General features: G+C 64.2%; 23 protein-coding genes. 3 read left to right on the top strand and 20 right to left on the bottom strand.

The genetic code is table 11. From position 1 onward, the window contains the following. The first annotated feature begins 39 nt into the window (after positions 1-39). The gene (gene glgA, locus QM588_RS15910) at positions 40-1,203 is read left to right on the top strand and encodes a glycogen synthase (protein ID WP_283314662.1); all 1,164 of its coding nucleotides are present in this window, start codon (positions 40-42) and stop codon (positions 1,201-1,203) included. Here glgA and QM588_RS15905 read toward each other — a convergent pair. From QM588_RS15905 to QM588_RS15850, 12 genes are all read right to left on the bottom strand, one after another. Continuing rightward, positions 1,173-2,051 carry a putative RNA methyltransferase gene (locus tag QM588_RS15905; RefSeq protein WP_283314660.1) on the bottom strand — a complete coding sequence of 293 codons (879 nt, stop codon included), beginning with the start codon at positions 2,049-2,051 and terminating at the stop codon, positions 1,173-1,175. The genes glgA and QM588_RS15905 overlap by 31 nt on opposite strands. A gap of 142 nt (positions 2,052-2,193) precedes the next feature. Next, complete coding sequence (locus QM588_RS15900; protein WP_008714277.1) at positions 2,194-2,361, bottom strand: DUF3117 domain-containing protein; 168 nt, start codon at positions 2,359-2,361, stop codon at positions 2,194-2,196. A gap of 96 nt (positions 2,362-2,457) precedes the next feature. Next, on the bottom strand, positions 2,458-3,066 hold the full coding sequence (locus QM588_RS15895) for a DNA-3-methyladenine glycosylase I (RefSeq protein ID WP_283314658.1): 609 nt from the start codon (positions 3,064-3,066) through the stop codon (positions 2,458-2,460). Further along, the gene (locus QM588_RS15890) at positions 3,063-3,476 is read right to left on the bottom strand and encodes a DivIVA domain-containing protein (RefSeq protein WP_283314657.1); all 414 of its coding nucleotides are present in this window, start codon (positions 3,474-3,476) and stop codon (positions 3,063-3,065) included. Before QM588_RS15890 ends, QM588_RS15895 begins: the two co-directional genes overlap by 4 nt. A 55-nt stretch (positions 3,477-3,531) precedes the next feature. After that, positions 3,532-4,461 carry a glucosyl-3-phosphoglycerate synthase gene (locus tag QM588_RS15885; protein WP_283314656.1) on the bottom strand — a complete coding sequence of 310 codons (930 nt, stop codon included), beginning with the start codon at positions 4,459-4,461 and terminating at the stop codon, positions 3,532-3,534. Then, positions 4,458-5,318: a dihydropteroate synthase gene (folP, locus tag QM588_RS15880; RefSeq protein ID WP_283314654.1), complete on the bottom strand. Its 861-nt coding sequence runs from the start codon at positions 5,316-5,318 to the stop codon at positions 4,458-4,460. Before folP ends, QM588_RS15885 begins: the two co-directional genes overlap by 4 nt. 53 nt (positions 5,319-5,371) lie before the next feature. Beyond that, a complete protein-coding gene (locus QM588_RS15875) occupies positions 5,372-7,147 on the bottom strand; it encodes a long-chain-acyl-CoA synthetase (RefSeq protein WP_283314652.1) in 1,776 nt (591 codons plus the stop codon). A gap of 91 nt (positions 7,148-7,238) precedes the next feature. Continuing rightward, positions 7,239-7,799: a TIGR00730 family Rossman fold protein gene (locus QM588_RS15870; protein WP_283314651.1), complete on the bottom strand. Its 561-nt coding sequence runs from the start codon at positions 7,797-7,799 to the stop codon at positions 7,239-7,241. Beyond that, on the bottom strand, positions 7,796-8,566 hold the full coding sequence (locus QM588_RS15865; protein ID WP_283314649.1) for a TIGR00730 family Rossman fold protein: 771 nt from the start codon (positions 8,564-8,566) through the stop codon (positions 7,796-7,798). Before QM588_RS15865 ends, QM588_RS15870 begins: the two co-directional genes overlap by 4 nt. Before the next feature lie 10 nt (positions 8,567-8,576). Continuing rightward, positions 8,577-9,662 (bottom strand): succinyl-diaminopimelate desuccinylase, encoded by a 1,086-nt coding sequence (gene dapE, locus QM588_RS15860; RefSeq protein WP_283314647.1) that lies wholly within the window; start codon positions 9,660-9,662, stop codon positions 8,577-8,579. A gap of 10 nt (positions 9,663-9,672) precedes the next feature. Then, positions 9,673-10,593, bottom strand: a complete 921-nt coding sequence (locus QM588_RS15855) for an SMP-30/gluconolactonase/LRE family protein (protein ID WP_283314644.1) — start codon at positions 10,591-10,593, stop codon at positions 9,673-9,675. Positions 10,594-10,662: 69 nt separating this feature from the next. Then, positions 10,663-10,806 carry a hypothetical protein gene (locus tag QM588_RS15850; protein ID WP_155288421.1) on the bottom strand — a complete coding sequence of 48 codons (144 nt, stop codon included), beginning with the start codon at positions 10,804-10,806 and terminating at the stop codon, positions 10,663-10,665. A 204-nt stretch (positions 10,807-11,010) separates the two neighbouring features. On the opposite strand from QM588_RS15850, the gene dapD reads away from it, so the two are divergent. Further along, positions 11,011-11,964 carry a 2,3,4,5-tetrahydropyridine-2,6-dicarboxylate N-succinyltransferase gene (gene dapD / locus QM588_RS15845; RefSeq protein ID WP_283314641.1) on the top strand — a complete coding sequence of 318 codons (954 nt, stop codon included), beginning with the start codon at positions 11,011-11,013 and terminating at the stop codon, positions 11,962-11,964. Between the two features lie 109 nt (positions 11,965-12,073). On the opposite strand, the gene QM588_RS15840 is transcribed toward dapD, so the two are convergent. The 5 genes from QM588_RS15840 to QM588_RS15820 all read right to left on the bottom strand — a co-directional run bounded on the left by QM588_RS15840 (position 12,074) and on the right by QM588_RS15820 (position 15,521). After that, on the bottom strand, positions 12,074-13,477 hold the full coding sequence (locus tag QM588_RS15840) for an HNH endonuclease signature motif containing protein (RefSeq protein ID WP_283314639.1): 1,404 nt from the start codon (positions 13,475-13,477) through the stop codon (positions 12,074-12,076). Positions 13,478-13,595: 118 nt separating this feature from the next. After that, positions 13,596-13,964 carry a nuclear transport factor 2 family protein gene (locus QM588_RS15835; protein ID WP_283314637.1) on the bottom strand — a complete coding sequence of 123 codons (369 nt, stop codon included), beginning with the start codon at positions 13,962-13,964 and terminating at the stop codon, positions 13,596-13,598. Positions 13,965-13,992: 28 nt separating this feature from the next. Continuing rightward, a complete protein-coding gene (locus tag QM588_RS15830; protein ID WP_283314636.1) occupies positions 13,993-14,448 on the bottom strand; it encodes a 6,7-dimethyl-8-ribityllumazine synthase in 456 nt (151 codons plus the stop codon). Between the two features lie 10 nt (positions 14,449-14,458). Further along, a complete protein-coding gene (locus tag QM588_RS15825) occupies positions 14,459-14,890 on the bottom strand; it encodes a DUF1810 domain-containing protein (protein WP_283314635.1) in 432 nt (143 codons plus the stop codon). A gap of 46 nt (positions 14,891-14,936) precedes the next feature. Continuing rightward, entirely contained in the window at positions 14,937-15,521 is a 585-nt protein-coding gene (locus tag QM588_RS15820; RefSeq protein ID WP_283314633.1) for a TetR/AcrR family transcriptional regulator, read from the bottom strand. A gap of 61 nt (positions 15,522-15,582) precedes the next feature. On the opposite strand from QM588_RS15820, the gene QM588_RS15815 reads away from it, so the two are divergent. Continuing rightward, positions 15,583-16,344 carry an SDR family NAD(P)-dependent oxidoreductase gene (locus QM588_RS15815; protein WP_283314632.1) on the top strand — a complete coding sequence of 254 codons (762 nt, stop codon included), beginning with the start codon at positions 15,583-15,585 and terminating at the stop codon, positions 16,342-16,344. Between the two features lie 3 nt (positions 16,345-16,347). Here the strand turns inward: QM588_RS15815 and QM588_RS15810 are convergent, their stop codons facing one another. Genes QM588_RS15810 through QM588_RS15800 form a run of 3 tightly spaced genes read right to left on the bottom strand, consistent with a single transcriptional unit; the run spans position 16,348 to position 18,645 of the window. Next, complete coding sequence (locus QM588_RS15810; RefSeq protein WP_283314630.1) at positions 16,348-16,833, bottom strand: CoA-binding protein; 486 nt, start codon at positions 16,831-16,833, stop codon at positions 16,348-16,350. Beyond that, a complete protein-coding gene (locus QM588_RS15805) occupies positions 16,830-18,128 on the bottom strand; it encodes an O-acetylhomoserine aminocarboxypropyltransferase/cysteine synthase family protein (RefSeq protein ID WP_283314629.1) in 1,299 nt (432 codons plus the stop codon). The genes QM588_RS15810 and QM588_RS15805 overlap by 4 nt, the downstream gene beginning before the upstream one ends. Positions 18,129-18,132: 4 nt before the next feature. Beyond that, positions 18,133-18,645, bottom strand: coding sequence for an OsmC family protein (locus QM588_RS15800; protein ID WP_283314627.1), 513 nt, complete (start codon positions 18,643-18,645; stop codon positions 18,133-18,135). Positions 18,646-18,764: the final 119 nt, after the last annotated feature.

The following is an 18,764-nucleotide window of genomic DNA, read 5'->3' as shown; positions in this document are numbered from 1 at the left end:
AGTACACGCACAACTGTCGGGGAATGTAGGTTCGTTCACGTGCGAGTAGCGATGATGACCAAGGAATACCCGCCGGAGATCTACGGTGGCGCAGGAGTTCATGTCACGGAGTTGACCGCGCAGCTGAAGTCGCTGTGCGAGGTGGACATCCACTGCATGGGAGCTCCGCGCGACACTGCCCAGGTGCACGATCCCGATCCTGCACTCGCCGGAGCCAACGCAGCACTGACGACGTTGTCGGCGGAACTGCGGATGGCCAACGCGGCAGCGGGGGCGGACGTGGTGCATTCGCACACCTGGTACACCGGGCTCGCCGGCCACCTCGCGGCCGAGCTGTACGGAGTTCCGCACATTCTCACCGCGCACTCTCTCGAGCCGCGGCGACCGTGGAAGGCCGAGCAGTTGGGCGGCGGTTACCGCATCTCGTCGTGGTCGGAAAAGAACGCGGTGGAGTACGCCGACGCCGTCATCGCCGTCAGCGAGGGTATGGCCAAGGACGTGCTCGACGCCTATCCGCGCCTCGACCCGAGTCGAGTCCACGTGGTGCGCAACGGTATCGACACCGAACGGTGGTACGCAGATCACGGCACGTCGACTCTCGACGAGATCGGGGTGGATCCGAGCAAGCCGATCGTCGCCTTCGTCGGCCGCATCACTCGACAGAAGGGCGTGGGTCACCTCATCGCTGCGGCGCACCACTTCGATCCGTCGATTCAGCTCGTCCTGTGCGCAGGCGCGCCCGACACTCCTGAGATCGCTGCAGAAACCGAACGCGCAGTGGCGTTGCTGGCCGAGCAACGCAGCGGGGTCTTCTGGGTCAAGGACATGCTCCCCACCGACAAGATTCGCCAGATCCTTTCTGCCGCAGCGGTATTCGTCTGCCCATCGGTGTACGAGCCACTCGGCATCGTCAACCTGGAGGCAATGGCCTGCGAAACCGCGGTCGTGGCGTCGGACGTCGGCGGCATCCCCGAGGTGGTCGACGACGGGCGCACGGGCCGATTGGTGCACTACAACTCGTACGAGCCCGACGTCTTCGAGCGAACCCTCGCCGACACCGTCAACGAGGTTGCCCTGGACCCCGCATTGGCGACCTCGATGGGTAAAGCCGGCCGCGAGCGGGCCGTTGCCGAATTCTCGTGGGCCTCGATCGCGAAACAGACCCTCGCCGTCTACAACGACGCGCTGGCGCGTCGGGGCTGAGACACCTTTCGGTAGGTCGACACCGTCACCGACGCGGTGACCGGGACGGTGTCGGGCAAATCCTTCAACGCCGCGGACCGCGCATCGGGGTCGCCGTGCCGAGCCGAAGGACCCATCCCGATGAGTTCCTCGATGTCGTTGTGCGAGAGCATCATCGAGTATTCGAGCGGGGTCTCGGCCACCGACTCGAACAGACCCGACAACGACTCGCCGAGCCGACGGGTCTTGTCCTCTTCGACGCCGATCAGCCCCAAAGGCCCGCGCAGCTCACGCTGATGCCGCGAGGTCGGCGTAACGACCACCAACGTGCCGTCGTTGCCGAGAACCCGATGCAGTTCACCGGCATTGCGCGGCGAGAACACACACGTCACCGCAGACACAGCACCTGCCCGAACCGGTAGCCCACTCCAGATGTCCGCGACAACGCAACCGACCCGCGCATGCGACCGTGCGGCTCTGCGCGCCGCGAACTTGGACACGTCCACCCCGACCCCCAACGCGGCCGGACGCGCGTCCAGGACACCTGCGAGGTAATACCCGGTACCGACCCCGATATCGAGGACCACGTCCGACTCGGTTGGAACAGCCGCCGAGACCGCCGCCGCGATGGGCTCGAAATGACCGCCACCCAGGAAGTTCTCACGGGCCGCGACCATCTCGGCCGAATCACCGGTGAACTTGCCGCCGTCACCGGTCAACAAGCTGACATACCCCTGCCGAGCCACGTCGAACGAATGACCACGGTCACACCACAGACTCCGATCGGTCTCGCCGAGACCCAGGCCGGACTCGACCTCACGAGCGCGGCACTGTGGGCAGACCAGCACATCGACGACGTCGGTCAGCATCGAGCACCTCTTTCGTATCGAGACAGATTCTTCGGCACTCCCCGGGAAACGACCTGCCGATCACAACTTCGCTGATGACAACACAAAGCCCCGCCGGCCGGTGCGGCGAGCGGGGCTGAGCGATGATCGATCGACGTGGCGATCAGCCGGTGACGCCCTTCAGTTCGTCACCGAGTGCCGCGGCCTCGTCGGGGGTCAATTCGACGACCAAACGGCCGCCCCCCTCGAGCGGGACACGCATGACGATTCCTCGTCCCTCTTTGGTTGCTTCGAGGGGACCGTCCCCGGTCCGGGGCTTCATCGCCGCCATCCTCTGCTCCCTCCAGATCTGCGCCCACCTGCTCGGCGCCTCGGCCTAAAAGATAAATTCGTCGCGGGGCGACGGAGTGTCCTGTGCCATTCTTCCCTATCGCCGTCGATGGGGGGAACCTGAGTCGGTATTCGTGACCTGCACCCAACACCCCGACAGGTGATCGTCGACCATTCCGGTGGCCTGCATCAATGCATAGGCGGTAGTCGGACCGACGAACCGTAGCCCGCGGCGTTTGAGCTCTTTGGCCAACGCCGTCGATTCGGGTGTCGACGCGGGCACGTCGGTGAACTCCGCGAGCCGCCGTGACCTGGGCTCGGGCGCGAAAGACCACAGCAGAGTGTCTAGATCGGTGTCGTCGAGGTCGACGATCGCGCGCGCGTTGCTCACCGCCGCCTCGATCTTGAGCCGATTCCGCACGATCGACGCGTCGTTCATCAACCGCTCCACATCGGCGTCGCCGAAGCGGGCCACTGCGTCGGGATCGAACCCGGCGAAGGCACTGCGGAAGCTCTTCCGTTTGCGCAGGATCGTGATCCACGCCAAGCCCGATTGAAACGCTTCGAGACACAATCGCTCGTAGAGTTCGTCGCGGCCGTGCAGCGGCTGACCCCACTCGGTGTCGTGATAGGTGCGATACAGCTCGTCGTCGGTGGCACCCCACGGGCAGCGCGGCTTCCCGTCCGGCCCCGCGACTGCGCTCATCGTTCGTCCGGCTCGACCGTGCCTGTGACGCCCGCGCTGTCCGTGACGCCCGCACCGTCTGCCAGGCCCGCACTGTCAGTGACACCCGAATTGCCGGTCTGCTTCGACAGCGGGGATCGAGAACCTGACTTCTGCGCCGCGGACAGCCGTGACCGCAGCATGTCGATCTCGCCGCCCAGGCGCTCGAGTGCCCAGTCGACTTCGCTCGGCTTGTAGCCACGCAACGTCTGCTGGAACTTCAACTCACGCACATCGGCACCGGTGACTCCTTCGGCCGGCAGCACTGTTGCGGTGGTTCCCTCGGGCAACGGGCCCAGCTCTTCGCCGCGACCGAACACCGCTGCGGCGATGAAGAACAACGCTGCAGCGACGACTGCAATGACGATGATGTAGATCAACAGCGTCAACATGCCACGATCTTGTCACGGCTGTCCGACACGTCGGCTGGACGCACCTCCTGGTCGGTCAGATCAGCGAGTTCATCGCCGGTCGATCGGCCAACGACACTTCGGTCGAGAACGGCTCGAACGAGTCCCCTGCCACGCGGAACTGCATCAGTCCGGCCCCGGAATCGACCATGCCGCACCGATTGAGCATCGTTCCGACGATCTGCCGACTCATCGCCCCGAGTTCGACCAGCGGCCGATTGCGATGCTTACGCACTCCCAGGTTCACCTGTCCGATGGCCTGCAGACCGAGCCGGTCGTACGTGTCGAGAAGCAGGCCGATCTCCACCCCGTAACCGGGCGCGAAGGGGACCGCGGACAACAACTCACGAGTGCCCGCGTACTCCCCGCCCAACGGTTGAATCACGCCGGTCAACTCCGGACGCAATGCCGCGAGCAAGGGCCGAGCGACCAGCTCGGTGACGCGTCCGCCGCCGTTGGCGTCCTCGGTGCCACTGACGCGAAGTGGACGTCGGTAGTAGCCCTTGACGAGATGGATGCCGTCGCCCATCAGCAGTGGGCCGAGCAGTTTCGGCACGAACGCGGGGTCGGGATTGATCAGATCGGAATCGACGAAGGCGATGAGATCACCCGACGACGCCGCGACCGATCGCCACAGCACCTCGCCCTTGCCCGGTACCGGATCGAGCCCCGGTACTGCTTCCTCGCGACTGATGACACGGGCACCGGCCGCTTTCGCGCGTACTGCCGTCTCGTCGGTCGAACCCGAGTCGAGCACGATCAGTTCGTCGACGAGGCCACCGAGCAACGGGTGGATGGTGTCGATGACGGCAGCCACCGTCTGTTCCTCGTTCAGCGCCGGAAGCACTACGGACACCGTGCGGCCCGCCTTGGCGGCCTCGAGCTCGGCGATGGTCCATTCGGGGGTGTCCCAGCTGTTGGTCTCGGACCACATTCGGGTCACGTCCGTTCGATCGGCCAGTGTCATGCCAGCCCCCTGACCGTCCGCGCCGGGGTTCGTCGTCCCTGGATCGCTGCCACCATGTCGACGACTCTTCTGGTCGACGCAACCTCGTGCACCCGGAACATCCGGGCTCCGCCTGCTGCGGCCAATGCTGTCGCTGCCAATGTTCCCTCCAACCGGTCGGCGAGCTCTACCCCTAGAGTCTCGCCTACGAAGTCCTTGTTGCTCAGCGCCATGAGCACAGGCCACCCGGTGTTTACAAGAACGTCCACGCGACGCAACAACTCGAGCCCGTGATAGGTGTTTTTCCCGAAATCGTGGGTCGGATCGATCAGAATCGAATCTTTCTTCACCCCCTCCGCGACGGCATTGTCGGCAGCCGCGGTGACTTCGGCGATCACGTCGGCCACGACATCGCTGTACCGAACCCGGTGCGGACGGGTCCGCGGAACGGCACCGCCGGTGTGCGAACACACGATCCCGACTCCCTCGGCAGCGGCGACGCGCACCAACTCGGGATCGGCTCCGGCCCAGGTGTCGTTGATCAGATCGGCTCCCACGCCGCAGGCCAAGCGAGCAACCTCGCTACGCCAGGTATCGACACTGATCAGCAGATCCGGATACGCACCCCGGATCGCTTCGACGAACGGCACGACGCGGCGGATCTCCTCCGCCGCGTCGACGAGGTCACCGGGGCCTGCTTTGACGCCGCCGATATCGACCATGTCGGCACCCTCGGCGACAGCCCTGTGCACGGACGCCATCGCTGCATCGTCGGAGAAATTCGCTCCCCCGTCGTAGAACGAGTCGGGGGTGCGATTGACGATCGCCATCACCAACGCGCGATCGTCGGCGACCGGTTTGCCACAGAGGGTGCTCATGAAATCAATAGTGGCACGCAGATTTCACCGCACCCGATCGGCGGGAACCGGCCCTATCCCTTGGGGGCCTTGCCTGCGGCCACCTCGTCGACGTAACCGTCGTAGAACTTCTCGTAGCCACCGGACTTGCCGCGCAGCACGTGGAGTTCGCTGTCACCGTCTTCCTGGAACCCCAGCTTGCGCAGCGCGACCTTCTGGCTCTTGAACGTCGAGGTCTGCTCGAGGCTGTCGACGATGCGGACGAACAGCGGCACCGCGTACGTGGGCAGCTTGTCGTAGAGGTGCTCGGCGAACGACTTGCCGTCGAAGGACTCACCGTCGCGCAGGGTCACCGCAGCCATACCGGCCTTGCCGTCGGCACCCTCGATGTCGACGCCGTAGACGACAGCGCCGTCCACTGCCGGATGGCTACCGAGCGCACCCTCGACCTGGGTCGTGGCGACGTTCTCGCCCTTCCACCGGAACGTGTCTCCGAGCCGGTCGACGAAGGCGACGTGCATCCAGCCCTGCTTGCGAACGAGGTCACCGGTGTCGAACCACGCGTCACCGTCCTTGAATCCGTCGCGCACCATCTTCTTCTCGGTGGCCTTGTCGTCGGAATACCCGTCGAACGGTGCGCGGTCGGTGATCTTGGACAGCAGCAGGCCCACTTCACCGTTGCCGACCTTGCGGAGCTTGCCGTCGTGGCCGCGCTTGGCCTTGCCGGACTCTTCGTCGTACTGCACCACGGCGTACGGCAATGGGCAGATTCCGGCGGTCTTCTTCATGTTCAGTGCGTTGATGAAGGCGATGTTGCATTCGCTGGCACCGTAGAACTCCGCGACGCGAGAGATACCGAATCGCTCGGTGAATTCCTCCCAGATCTCCGGTCGCAATCCGTTGCCGACGATCAGCTTGACCGAGTTGTCCCGGTCCGAATCCTTCTTCGGCTGCGTGAGCAGGTACCGGCAGAGCTCACCGATGTAGGTGAACGCCGTGGCCTTGTTGACGCGAATGTCTTCCCAGAAGTTGCTCACCGAGAACTGCTTACCGATGGCCATCGTCGCGCCGCCGGCGAGCACCGAGGACAGCGTCACCGTCAGAGCGTTGTTGTGGTAGAGCGGAAGGCAGCAGTAGATGACGTCGTCGCCACGCAGTCGCACGCCCATGTTGCCCAGGCCCGACATCGACTTGAGCCAACGGAAGTGACTCATCAGGCTGGCCTTGGGCATGCCCGTCGTTCCCGAGGTGAAGATGTAGAACGCCTTCTCCTTGGCCTGAATCTCCGCGGTGACCGACGGGTTGGCCGTCGACGCCTTCGCGGCGAGCTCGGCCAGCTCCTTCAGCGGCAACACCGACCCGACCTTGGGCTCGCCGTCCAGAGAATCGAGTGCTTCCTGCGCGTTCTCGTCGAGGACCAGCACTTTCGCTTCGAGGATGCCGAGACTGTGCTCGAGCACGTCGCCGCGCTGGTTGTAGTTGAGCATGCCTGCGGTGGCACCGAGCTTGACGGCAGCCAGCGCCGCGAACAGCGCCTCGGGGCGGTTCTTGCTCAGCACACCGACGACGTCGCCGCGTACGACACCCCGGTCGGTGAATACTGCGGCGTACTGATTGACCAGCGCGTTCGCATCCTTGTAGGAGATCGACTCACCCTCGAACCGGACGAACGGTCGAGTGCTGTTCTTGGCTGCCGCATCCTGGAAAATCAGTCCGATGGACACCTTGTGATCGGGCTTGCGCGTGAAGCCCGCCAGCCCCTTGAGCAGGCTCGGCACCTCCGTCACCATTTTCGGCAACGCGACCGCGAGGTCGGTCACTCCGATTTTCTGACGGGCATCGACAGCCATGAGCTCCCCTTTGAGACGATGTGAGATAACTAACCCTACTAGAGAGTAACAACTTCCAGCACTTCGTCAGGCGGGCTCGGTTGGTGAACTTTCACAACGCGCCGCACACGTCCAGGGCCTCGTCGACAGAAGTGGTGCGCACGAGCGCGTCGAGGGCTCTCTGCTGCACGAACCCGGTGGAGCTCAGGCCGTCGATCCATCGCATCAGGCCGTCGAAATGCCCGAACGGATCGAGCATCACCATCGGCTTGCTGTGCATGCCCAGATAGCCGGCCGTCCACGTCTCGAAGAGTTCTTCGAGTGTTCCGATGCCACCGGGCAACGTGATGAAGGCGTCGGCCCGATCCTCCATGATCTTCTTCCGCTCACGCATCGTGTCGGTGACGATCAACTCGTCGGCATCGACGTCGGCGACCTCGCGGTGTACGAGCGCTTTCGGGATGACACCGACGGTGTGGCCTCCGGCAGCGCGTGTCGCCGCGGCCACCGCGCCCATCATCGAGACGTTGCCGCCGCCCGACACCAGCTGCCAACCACGTCGACCGATTTCGGTGCCGACCTCACTCGCCAGGTCGATGAACGACGCGTCGACCGGTCCCGATGCGCAGTAGACGCACACGCTGATCGCCGGGACGACCTGCTGCTCGCTCACTGCTGGGCCTCTTGGACGATACGGACGGCCTCGTCGACGCTGTCGGTGCAATGAATGAGGTCGAGGTCCTTCTCGGACACCTTGCCTTCTTTCACGAGAGTGGTCTTGATCCAGTCGAGTAATCCCGACCAGAAGTCCTTGCCCAGCAACACGATCGGGAATCGTGTGACCTTCGCGGTCTGCACGAGTGTGAGCGCCTCGAAGAGTTCGTCGAGAGTACCGAAGCCTCCGGGCAGGCACACGAACGCTTGGGAGTACTTGACGAACATGGTCTTGCGCACGAAGAAGTATCGAAAATTGACACCGAGATCGACCCAGTCGTTGAGGCCCTGCTCGAACGGCAGCTCGATGCCCAATCCGATGGAGTACCCGTCGGCCTCGCTGGCACCGCGGTTCGCACCCTCCATCACACCGGGCCCACCGCCGGTGATCACGGCGAAGCCTTCGCGCGCCAGGGCAGCTCCGAGTTCGCGCGCCCGCTCGTATTCGGGATGGTCGACGGGTGTGCGCGCCGAACCGAACACCGTCACCGCTCGCGGCACCTCGGCCAGAGCACCGAAGCCTTCGACGAATTCGCTCTGAATACGCAGCACGCGCCAGGTATCCGAATGAATCCAGTTTCCGGATCCGCGTTCGTCGAGCAGGCGCTGATCCGAGGTGGACGTCTCGGTGTTTCGACTGCGGCGCAGTACGACGGATCCCTTGTGTTTGGCCGGCTTTTCGCTACCGGTCTGTTCGAAACTGCCTGGGTCGTCGACGCTGTTCATGGCGTCCAGGCTATCCGGCGGAGAGGTAGCTCCGTAGAACCTGTGTGACGTGGGTGATCTGTTCGACCGGGACGCGCTCGTCGCGCTTGTGGGCGAGGTTGGGATCGCCCGGTCCGTAGTTGACCGCGGGTATGCCGAGGGCGGAGAACCGGGAGACGTCGGTCCAGCCGTACTTGGCCCGGAACTGCCCTCCCGCTGCCTCGATGAGGGCAGCGGCAGCAGGCTGGTTCAGCCCGGGCAGCGCACCCGGTGACGAGTCGGTCACCTCGAACCCGAGATCGAGTCCGTCGACCACCTCATGGACATGCTCGACGGCCTCGTCGACACTGCGGTCCGGTGCGAAGCGGAAATTGACGTCGAGCTCGGCGGCATCGGGGACGACGTTGCCCGCCACCCCGCCGGCGATCCGAACAGCTTGCAGCCCTTCGCGATACACACATCCATCGATATCGACGCTGCGAGCGTGGTAGGCCGCCAGCCGATTGAGCACCGCACCGAACTTGTGAATGGCGTTGTCCCCCAGCCAGGACCGGGCACTGTGCGCTCGGGTTCCCGACGCCGTCAGCCGAACACGCAGTGTTCCTTGGCAACCGGCTTCGATGAACCCTCCGGACGGTTCGCCCAGAATCGCGACATCGGCGTTCAGCCATTCGGGTAGCTCACGCTCGATGCGACCGAGACCGTTGCGTGAGGCAGCAATCTCCTCGCAGTCGTAGAACACCAGAGTCAGGTCGTGTGCCGGGTTGTCGATCGTCGCGGCGAGGTGAAGAAACACCGCATCGCCCGACTTCATGTCGACGGTCCCGCAGCCGTGCAGGATGTCTCCCTCGGCGCTCTCGTGCTCGCGCCTCGACGGGACGTTGTCGGCAATCGGCACGGTGTCGAGATGACCGGCGAGCATCACCCGTGAACCCAGCCCGCGGTTGGTTCTGGCCAGGACGGCGTTGCCGCTCCGAATGATCTCGAAGCCCGTGGTCTGCTCGCGGAGTGCTTGCTCCACCTCGTCGGCGATACGCGCCTCGTCCTCACTGACGCTGGGGATGTCCACCAGCGCTGCGGTGAGGTCTATCGGGTCTGCCTGCAAATCGAGCGTCACGGCGACAACCCTAGGCTTTGGGCCCCGGAATCTCGCGGACCACGCCGTCGAAGCCTGCGCCGAACAATCTTCCGCTCGAAAAGCCCTGCTCGGAACGACCGTAGGAGACGACACTGGTCAACCGAGTGCCGGTACCGATCACGCAGGTGACCCCAGGAGCATCGATGCGGACGACGGAACCGCCTGCATTGAGCGGCACCACCGGACGGCCGGCGGCGTCGAGAGTAAGACCGTCCGGTGCTGCGAAGGAGCCGAATCCGGACAGGTCGAGCACGCTCTCGGGCGCGGCCGGGTTCGCCGTCGGGATACGGCTCACGCCCGGATTCACGAAGGTTCTCGAGACGTAGAGGTACCGACCGGCGGCGTCGAGCACAGCACCGTTGGCACTGGGGAACCGCGCCCAGCTCGGGTCGACAGAACCGTCGGGGCTGATGCGGCCGATGAGCGAACCGAAGTCGTTGGTGGCGTATACGGTTCCGTCGGCCGCGACCGCGAGTCCGTTGGCTGCACTGAGTCCCTTCGCAAAGGGGGTGACGGCAAGGGTGTCGATGTCGAGTCGAACGATGCCGGCGGCCTTGACGACGTCTCCGACGAATACACGCGGATCCGCGCCGTAGCCGACCAGGAGCGTCCCGTCGGGCATCCACGCCAGAGCCCCGCCACCACCGCTGGGAACCTTCGCGATGGGATACGCGGGCTGCCCCGGTGCGTCGATGCGGTACACCCGGCCCGAGACGATGTCGGTGACATAGGCGCGTCCCGACGCGTCGACGGCCAGCCCTTCGAGTGCGGCACCCGGAATTCGCGAGACCACGGCGGAGGGACCGCCGGCTCCGGCGCAGCTGGGATCAGCGACCGCGGTACCGGAACCGGCAACCACGCCGGTCACCGTCAGAAGTGATGCAGCGACCACCGAGATTATCGAACGCATAGCTACTGACCTGCTCGAACTCATGGAATCCCCCGCCTACGGCGACCCCCTGTCAGCCGATGGGCATTTCTACCACGCCTCGGCGACAACCAAGCCGAAAGCGACTCCGAGAATGATGGTCGAAGCGAAGGTTGCCACCAACCCGGTGAACGACATCCCGTCGGCCATCATCGACACTGCTCCTCTTCCGAGCGAAATCCTGCGGGTGGTCATTGTCGTCACTCTGTCAGCCCACCGGCCCCGGGCCGGTCTCCGCGAATCCCGATGTGGTCACGCTCGTCAGTCGAACGGATAACGAACCGCCGTCGTGACCGAACCGGCGACTACCGCCGGTCGGTGTGCCCGGAAATCACCTGGGAACCTGCGGCGCCCAGTCACCGAACCACGCACGACGCACCACCGCGTATTCTTCGAGCCGTGAGTGCACAGGGAGCAACAGCAGTAGGTATTGCCAACATCACGACGTCGGGCGTAGTTCTCGACACCTGGTTTCCCAGCCCGGAGCTCGGGTCCGATCTCGAGACCGGCACGACCCGGCTCGAGGGAGCCGACATTCCCGAGGAGCTGGCCGCGCTGGTCGGTCCGGACGAGGCGCGCGGCGTCGAGGTCGTCGCAGTGCGCACGACCATTGCATCTCTGGACGATGCTCCGACCGATGCCCACGACGCGTACCTACGACTGCATCTGTTGTCGCATCGCCTGGTCGAGCCGCACGGTCAGAATCTCGACGGACTGTTCGGACTGCTCGCCAATGTGGTCTGGACCAACTTCGGACCGGCCGCCGTCGAGGGCTTCGAGACTGTGCGTGCGAAGCTTCGTGCCCGCGGCCAGGTGACCGTCTACGGCGTGGACAAGTTCCCGCGCCTGGTCGATTACGTCGTTCCCACCGGCGTCCGGATTGCCGACGCCGACCGCGTCCGTCTCGGCGCGCACCTCGCGAGTGGCACGACGGTCATGCACGAGGGCTTCGTCAACTTCAATGCAGGCACGCTCGGTAACTCGATGGTCGAGGGACGTATCTCCGCGGGGGTCGTGGTCGGTGACGGTTCCGACGTGGGCGGCGGTGCGTCGATCATGGGCACGCTGTCCGGTGGCGGCAAGAACGTCATCTCCGTCGGCAAGAGCTGCCTGCTCGGCGCCAACTCCGGACTCGGCATTTCACTCGGTGACGATTGCGTCGTCGAGGCTGGGTTGTACATCACCGCCGGAACGAAGGTCAGTGGACCGGATGGAACTGTGGTGAAGGCGGCGACGCTGAGCGGCAAGTCCAACCTCTTGTTCCGTCGTAACTCGCTCTCGGGTGCGGTCGAGGTTGTGCCGTGGAAGGGCACCGGCGTCGAGCTGAACGCAGCGTTGCACGCCAACGACTGAAAGCCTGATCGACTCCAATCAGATTGACGAACAATCTCTTCCAGCCCCGCACCGTGTTCTCGGTGCGGGGCTGGAGTGTTTGCGTGGGGCTGGTGTGCGTTCGACGGGCCTATGCGATGTGGGGGCCTGCTCGGGCGTGGGATTGTCGGAGTTGCCGGTAGGGGTCGACGGTGGCCGGTGGGATGAACCAGGGGTGTTGATCGGTTCCGATGAACACTTCCCAGCCGGAGTGGTGGACGAGTCGGTGGTGGAATCCGCAGAGCAGGACGAGGTTGTCCATATCGGTGGGGCCACCATCGGCCCAGTGCCAGATGTGGTGACCTTCGGTCCAGGCGGCGGGTTTGCCACAGCCCGGGAACGCGCAACCGTGATCGCGGGCGGTCAGTGCGCGTTTCTGTTTGGCGGTGACGGTGCGGGCGGTGCGGGCGAGGTTGAGTGGGTTGCCGTTCTCGTCCATGACGATCGCGGTGAGAAGGCAATCGCAGGCCAGTTGGCGGGAAGTGTTGCGCGAGAGCGGTCCCATCCACGGCACCCACCCGACCGAAGAGCCATCACCGAACAGGTCCCGATACGCGCCGCGATCCGCGGCCGGGCGATCTGGTTCGCCCTGGGGATCGGGTTCGTCGGCCGTGTCGGGGTGGATCGGGTTTCCGGTGTCGATGTCGACCGGATCGACTGGATCCGCCTCGGACTCTGCTGCGGCGCGGGTGGTTTCGTCGTCGGTGATGTCGCTGTTGTTCTGGCTTTGGAGGTCCTGTAGTCGGATGTGCAGGTTGACGTGGGGTTTTTCGCCGCCTTCGGTGGGGCGGTTATTGGAGGCGAGGTAGCGGTCGAGGATGTGCCCGAAGGCGTCGGCTCGTCTCTTGGCGGGGCTGCGGTCGTCTCCGACTTTTAGTGTCTCGGTGCCGTCGGCGGCGGGTCGGGGTTCGGTCAGCGGGGAGAGTGCGGTGAGCAGTTTCTCGCCGGTGATCGCATCGAAATCGCCTTTCAACACCAGCCGCCCGTTCAAGGTCTTCGAGGCGAAGAGTTCGTTGCGGTCGGTGTCCTCGGCGGGTGGCTTGTTGCCGCCGAAGGTGTCTTCGAGTTTGGTGATCGCTGCTCGGATGCGGTCGGTGCGGGCTTCGGGCCCGGTGGCGGCGGCGATCATGGCAGTACGGGCGAGATCGCGGCCCTCTTGCGGGAGGTTCTTCGGGGGTGTTTCGGCGAAGGTGAGGATCAGGGCGGCGTGGTCGATGGTCATGACGGCGGTGTTGACGGCGTCGGCGATGTCGGGGAAGTTCTTCATGCCGCGGGCGAGGGCGACGATCTTGTTTGCTTTGGACGGTGAGAGCAGGGTGGTGGAGGTGAGCCAGCCTGCGGGTCCGGGGAACCCGAGTTTCTCACGGCTCACGCGGGTGTCGATGTCGGCGACGAGGGCAATCCGCCGGGCTTCGAGCAGTTGGATTCGGTGGGAGACCGCGGCGGCGTCGGCGAGGAGTTCGCTTTCGCTCAGTTGCCAGATCTCCGTGGTCATGGAAGCAAGTGTATCGAACAGGCGTTCGACGCGCAATGATGGTGCAATCGAAAACTATTGCCCTGCATAAGGATTCGGGAATCGAAACCTGTCGGTGGTACCTGCTATGAGGAATGACCTACTGCACGACGGTCCCCTGGTGATACAGGATTGTCCACTCCCCCGCGCGTCGCTGCCAGAGCGTCGCTCGCCGCGTAAGTCTGTCGACCTGCAGCAAGGTGTACGTCAACAAGTACGTGTCCGGGGCAACCTCACGGACCTCGAAATCGCTGGTTTCCCAGTCGACGTCGTGGTCTCCTGACGGGTCCTGTCGATAGCGCTTCTCGAGAACGGCCCACACCTCGTCACGGTCGTATCGGGTACCGGACGCACCGACCTCCCAGAAATCGACAACGGTCAGACGATCGAAATCTTCACGCGTGATGCCGTACTCACGGCGGTGAAATATGGGTTCACGCCGTTCGAGCTCCGCGAGCACGGATCGCACGTCGACCACCGGTCTGCCTGCGGCAGCGTCAGCCGATGGTCTTGAGCGAAGCCAGTGTCTTGACCACGGCGCGCGCGGCCTCGGCACCCTTGGTTTCGAGGTGCGCGGTGAAGAAGGCGTTGTGATCGGCGTGTTCGTGGAAGTGATGAGGAGTCAGAACCACCGAGAACACGGGGACGTCGGTGTCGAGCTGCACCCGCATCAGACCGTCGATCACCGCCGTTTCGACGAAGTCGTGTCGGTAGATTCCGCCGTCCACGACGAGCGCTGCAGCGACGATCGCCGCATACTTTCCGGTTCTGGCGAGCCGCTGCGCATGCAGCGGGATCTCGAACGCTCCGGGCACCTCGAAGACGTCGACCGTGGTGTCGCCATGGCCCAACTGCTCGAGTTCGGCGGAGAAGCCCACCCGCGCACGATCGACGATGTCCAGGTGCCAGGTGGCATGGACGAAGGCAATGGATCCGGCGAGTGGAGTGGTCATGGATGCGATGCTAGCGGTATCGCTCGTCGAGCAAGTCGAGTGTTGCGCCATCGAATTCACCGGAGAAATACTTCTGCAACACTTCGACGAAAACGGACTGCCCCTTGGTAGCTTCGGCGAAAAGCGACATGGAGGACTGCAGCTTCAGATTGTCCGGGTAACCGAAGATCTCGTCGACCGTGCTGCCCTCGACCGCAAGAGTGAGCTGTGCGGCTTTCTTCAAACGTGGCCCGAGAATCTCGTGGGACAGGTACAGCTCGGCCTCGGTCAGGTCCGCGATGCCGAAATGTTGAGCGGTGGCACTACGACCGAGCCCGGCCAACTGCGGAAACACGAACCACATCCAGTGAGTCTGCTTTCGACCTGCCTTCAACTCCTTGGTCACCGCGTTCCAGACGGGGTCCTGGGCATCGACGAAGCGTTGCAGGTCGTATTCGGTCATACCGACAACCTAGCGACACAGGAGTGGAACCTGCGGAACGACCCGGTCAGGTGAATCCGCGAAGCAGGGTGTCGACCGTGGCGTCGAGCAGGTCATCGGCAGGTATGCCGTCGAGGAGGTCGCCGACGGCGAGCACGGCGAGTCCGTGGACGCTCGCGAACGCAACCCGGGCGAGGACGGCAGGCGATGCTTCGGTGATCACTCCCGCGTCCATCGCAGCGTTCAGCAGGGATTCCGTCGCCGCCATGCTTTCGTGCGCAACGTCTTTCAGTTGTTCGCTGGCCTCGGGGTGATGCTTGGTGCTGTACATGACGTCCAGTAGCTGTGGATGTTCGACGGCGAAGCCCAGGTAGGCGCGAGCTACACCACGAAATTTGGCCAACAGCTCTCCCGGCCCGGTGGCCGCGTCGACCATTCGCCGATTCATTTCCTGGAAGCCGTGCAGCGCCAACGCGTCCAACAATGCCTGCTTGTCGCGGAAGTGGCGAGCGGGGGCCGCGTGACTGACTCCGACGTCTCTGGCCAATTGCCGCAGCGACAGCGCATCCACGCCGGCGCGGGCGATGCTCTGCTCGGCCTCCTCCAGGAGCACCGCGCGCAGATCACCGTGGTGGTAGCGCTCCGTTGCCATGGTCTCACCCTAGGCGATGTTGGCGTTGACAACAATGATGACGGTGCCTACATTTGCTCGCATGACATCCACAGCACTCATCACCGGGGCGAGCTCCGGCCTCGGCGAGGAATTCGCACATCGCTTTGCTGCACGCGGCGAGAACGTCGTCCTCGTGGCACGACGGGCGGACCGACTCGAGGCTCTTGCACGTCGCATCGAAGCAGACCACGGCGTCACCGCGACCGCCGTCGCCATGGACCTCGGAGTGCCGGGAATCGGCAAGTCACTACGAAAGGCGCTGGCCGACAAAGGGATAACACCCACGACGCTGGTCAACAATGCAGGATTCGGGACCCACGGTCGCTTTCGCGACGAGGATCCGGCACGGATGGCGTCGGAGATCGCATTGAACGTGAGCGCCCTGGTGGATCTGACACATGCATTTCTGCCGAATTTGACCGGCGCGCTGATCAACATCGCGAGTACCGCTGCGTACCAGCCCACTCCGAACATGGCGGTCTACGGGGCGACGAAGGCCTTCGTACTGAACTTCACCGAGGCGCTCGCCTACGAGTACCGCACGTCACCGCTGAAAATCCTTGCCCTCTCCCCCGGCCCGACGCGCACCGAGTTCTTCGACGTCGTCGGATCCGAGGATGCCGCAGTGGGCAACTTCCAGACCTCCGAGCAGGTGGTCTCGACAGCTATGCGTGCCTTGGATTCTCGCCGCACCCCCGCCAGTGTCGTGTCCGGTCTGTCCAACAAGATCAGCGCCGGCAGTGTGCGTTTGGCCCCACGGTCGTTGGCCACAAAGATCAGCGGCCACCTACTGAAGGCATGAGCCCTACCCCCGTGTTCGACGCGAATCGATCACTCCCGTATCGAATCCGGCCAGATGCAGTCCGCCGTGGAAGCGGGCGTGTTCGATCTTGAGGCACCGGTCCATGACGACGTTCAATCCGGCTGCTTCGGCGTCGCGGGCCACCTGCTCGTGCCACAGCCCCAACTGCAACCAAATCGTCTTCGCCTGCGCTGCAATGGTTTCGGCGAGCACGTCGGGGAGGTCGTCGTACTTGCGAAACACGTCGACCAGATCCGGACTCTTCGGTAGATCCGCGAGAGTCGGATAGACAGTCGTTCCTTCGATGTCCGAGACCGTCGGATTGACGAGAAATATTTCGTAGTTGCTCGTCGAGGACAGATACCGATTGACGAAATAGCTTGCTCGCGACGGGTTCTTGGACGCACCGACGATCGCGACGGTCTTCGTCTCACGCAGGATCCGCTGGCGGTCCTGAGCGGAGGGTCCCTGCCAGGTTCGTTCGCTCATGACCGCGCCTTCCCGGTTGCCAGCGTCAAGGCCTGATCGAGATCCCACAGCAGGTCCCCATCGTCTTCGAGGCCGACACTGATCCGAATGAGTTCGGGTCCCACCCCCGCGCCGGCCAGTTGATCGTCGCTGAGCTGCCTGTGAGTGGTGCTGGCCGGATGAATGACCAGGGTGCGTACGTCACCGATGTTCGCGACGTGGCTGGCCACCTGGACGCTCTCGACGAACGTACGTCCGGCGTCTCGACCACCTTCGATGCCGAATGCGAACACCGCGCCCGGACCCAAGGGCAGATATTTCGCGGCCCGATCGTGGTGCGAATGACTCTGCAACCCAGCCCATCTCACGTACTCGATGCGTGGGTCCGCCTCGAGCCACTCGGCGACGACGCGCGCATTGGCGACGTGCGCGTCCATGCGCTGCGGCAACGTCTCGACGCCCTGGATCAGGGTGAAGGCAGATTGCGGAGCCAGTGCTGCACCGATGTCGCGCAGTTGCTCGCTCCGCAGTTTGGTGAGAAATCCGTACTCACCGAAGTTTCCCCACCACGACAATCCACCGTACGAGGCCACCGGCTCGGTCATCTGCGGGAACTTGCCTCGGCCCCAATCGAATCGACCGGACTCCACCACGACGCCGCCGAGCGTGGACCCGTGACCGCCGAGAAACTTAGTTGCCGAGTGAATGACGATGTCGGCTCCGAACTCGATCGGCCGGCTCAACCACGGTGTCGCCATAGTCGCGTCGACCACCAGCGGAATTCCATGATCGTGCGCGACCTCGGCGAGACCCTCGAGATCGGCGATCTCACCGGAGGGGTTTCCGATGACCTCGGCATAGATCAACTTGGTCGAATCCGTCACCGCCGCTGCATAGTCCGCCGGGTCCGTGCCGGGAACGAAGGTGGTCTCGACGCCGAAGCGCCGCAGTGTCACGTCGAGTTGCGTCACCGTTCCGCCGTACAGTCCTGCTGCCGCGACGATGTGATCACCGGTGCCGGCCAGCGCGGCGAACACCGCGAACTCGGCCGCGAGTCCGCTGGCGAATGCGACTGCTCCGATGCCGCCTTCGAGGCTCGCGATGCGTTCCTCGAAGGCGGCGACCGTCGGGTTACCGATGCGGCTGTAGACGTTGCCGTACTTCTGCAGAGCGAACAGATCCCCTGCGTCAGCAGAATCCTCGAACACGTAGCTCGCCGTTTGATAGATCGGCACCGCACGCGAACCGGTTGCCGAGTCGGGCCGCGCGCCGGCGTGAATTGCTCTGGTACGCAGGCCGAATGTTCGCTCGCTCATGACGTCAGGCCGTTTCGAGGACGGTATGGATCGGCGTCGGGTTACGCGTGAGATCGAGTACCGGGCAGTGATCGTCGACGGCCTGCTGCAACTCCTCGTACCGCTCACGGGTCTCGGGTCCGGTGACCGTCACGACGACGCGTACCTCACCGAATCCCGGCCGGACGTCGTCGTCGAACCCGAAGAAGCCACGTACGTCGAGGTCGCCCTCGGCCTTCGCCTTGATGTCGTCGACGACGATACCGAGCTTCTCGGCCCAGACGCGGTAGGTGACCACCTGGCAGGACAGCAGTGACGCGAGGTAGTACTCGACGGGATTGGCGGCCGTGTTCTCACCGCCCAGCGCCGGCGGCTCGTCGACCTCGACGCTGTACTTGCCGAGTGTGACGGTGCTGGCGACGGCATCGTGCGCGGTGGCGGAGGCACGGAATACAGCGTGGGCGTTCTTCGCGTCCGCGCGTACTGCGTCGTCGGTGGCAGCGATGACGCCGCCGAGATGGGAGACAGATGTGGTCATGCGTGATCCTGTTCGTCGAAAAAGGTTGCCGGAACGACCCGAGGAGCGCGTAGAGCTCGTCGGGGCTGGGTTCGATCGACAGTTACGAACAGGAAGAAGTGCAGACCAGGCACAGATCG

The sequence above is a fragment of the Rhodococcus sp. IEGM 1354 genome, assembly GCF_030056855.1.
Taxonomy (GTDB): Bacteria; Actinomycetota; Actinomycetes; order Mycobacteriales; family Mycobacteriaceae; genus Rhodococcoides.
This window is presented reverse-complemented; position numbering and strand designations above follow the sequence as displayed.

What these genes read in the sequence shown, in the direction of transcription:
- QM588_RS15815 (WP_283314632.1), top strand. Translation starts at nt 15,583, where the DNA reads ATGACATCCACAGCACTCATCACCGGGGCGAGCTCCGGCCTCGGCGAG.
- QM588_RS15895 (WP_283314658.1), bottom strand. Translation starts at nt 3,066, where the DNA reads ATGAGCGCAGTCGCGGGGCCGGACGGGAAGCCGCGCTGCCCGTGGGGT.
- QM588_RS15865 (WP_283314649.1), bottom strand. Translation starts at nt 8,566, where the DNA reads ATGAACAGCGTCGACGACCCAGGCAGTTTCGAACAGACCGGTAGCGAA.
- QM588_RS15850 (WP_155288421.1), bottom strand. Translation starts at nt 10,806, where the DNA reads ATGACCACCCGCAGGATTTCGCTCGGAAGAGGAGCAGTGTCGATGATG.
- QM588_RS15840 (WP_283314639.1), bottom strand. Translation starts at nt 13,477, where the DNA reads ATGACCACGGAGATCTGGCAACTGAGCGAAAGCGAACTCCTCGCCGAC.
- QM588_RS15890 (WP_283314657.1), bottom strand. Translation starts at nt 3,476, where the DNA reads ATGTTGACGCTGTTGATCTACATCATCGTCATTGCAGTCGTCGCTGCA.
- QM588_RS15825 (WP_283314635.1), bottom strand. Translation starts at nt 14,890, where the DNA reads ATGACCGAATACGACCTGCAACGCTTCGTCGATGCCCAGGACCCCGTC.
- QM588_RS15830 (WP_283314636.1), bottom strand. Translation starts at nt 14,448, where the DNA reads ATGACCACTCCACTCGCCGGATCCATTGCCTTCGTCCATGCCACCTGG.
- QM588_RS15800 (WP_283314627.1), bottom strand. Translation starts at nt 18,645, where the DNA reads ATGACCACATCTGTCTCCCATCTCGGCGGCGTCATCGCTGCCACCGAC.
- QM588_RS15875 (WP_283314652.1), bottom strand. Translation starts at nt 7,147, where the DNA reads ATGGCTGTCGATGCCCGTCAGAAAATCGGAGTGACCGACCTCGCGGTC.
- QM588_RS15820 (WP_283314633.1), bottom strand. Translation starts at nt 15,521, where the DNA reads ATGGCAACGGAGCGCTACCACCACGGTGATCTGCGCGCGGTGCTCCTG.
- QM588_RS15810 (WP_283314630.1), bottom strand. Translation starts at nt 16,833, where the DNA reads ATGAGCGAACGAACCTGGCAGGGACCCTCCGCTCAGGACCGCCAGCGG.
- QM588_RS15905 (WP_283314660.1), bottom strand. Translation starts at nt 2,051, where the DNA reads ATGCTGACCGACGTCGTCGATGTGCTGGTCTGCCCACAGTGCCGCGCT.
- QM588_RS15885 (WP_283314656.1), bottom strand. Translation starts at nt 4,461, where the DNA reads ATGACACTGGCCGATCGAACGGACGTGACCCGAATGTGGTCCGAGACC.
- folP (WP_283314654.1), bottom strand. Translation starts at nt 5,318, where the DNA reads ATGAGCACCCTCTGTGGCAAACCGGTCGCCGACGATCGCGCGTTGGTG.
- QM588_RS15900 (WP_008714277.1), bottom strand. Translation starts at nt 2,361, where the DNA reads ATGGCGGCGATGAAGCCCCGGACCGGGGACGGTCCCCTCGAAGCAACC.
- QM588_RS15805 (WP_283314629.1), bottom strand. Translation starts at nt 18,128, where the DNA reads ATGAGCGAGCGAACATTCGGCCTGCGTACCAGAGCAATTCACGCCGGC.
- QM588_RS15855 (WP_283314644.1), bottom strand. Translation starts at nt 10,593, where the DNA reads ATGCGTTCGATAATCTCGGTGGTCGCTGCATCACTTCTGACGGTGACC.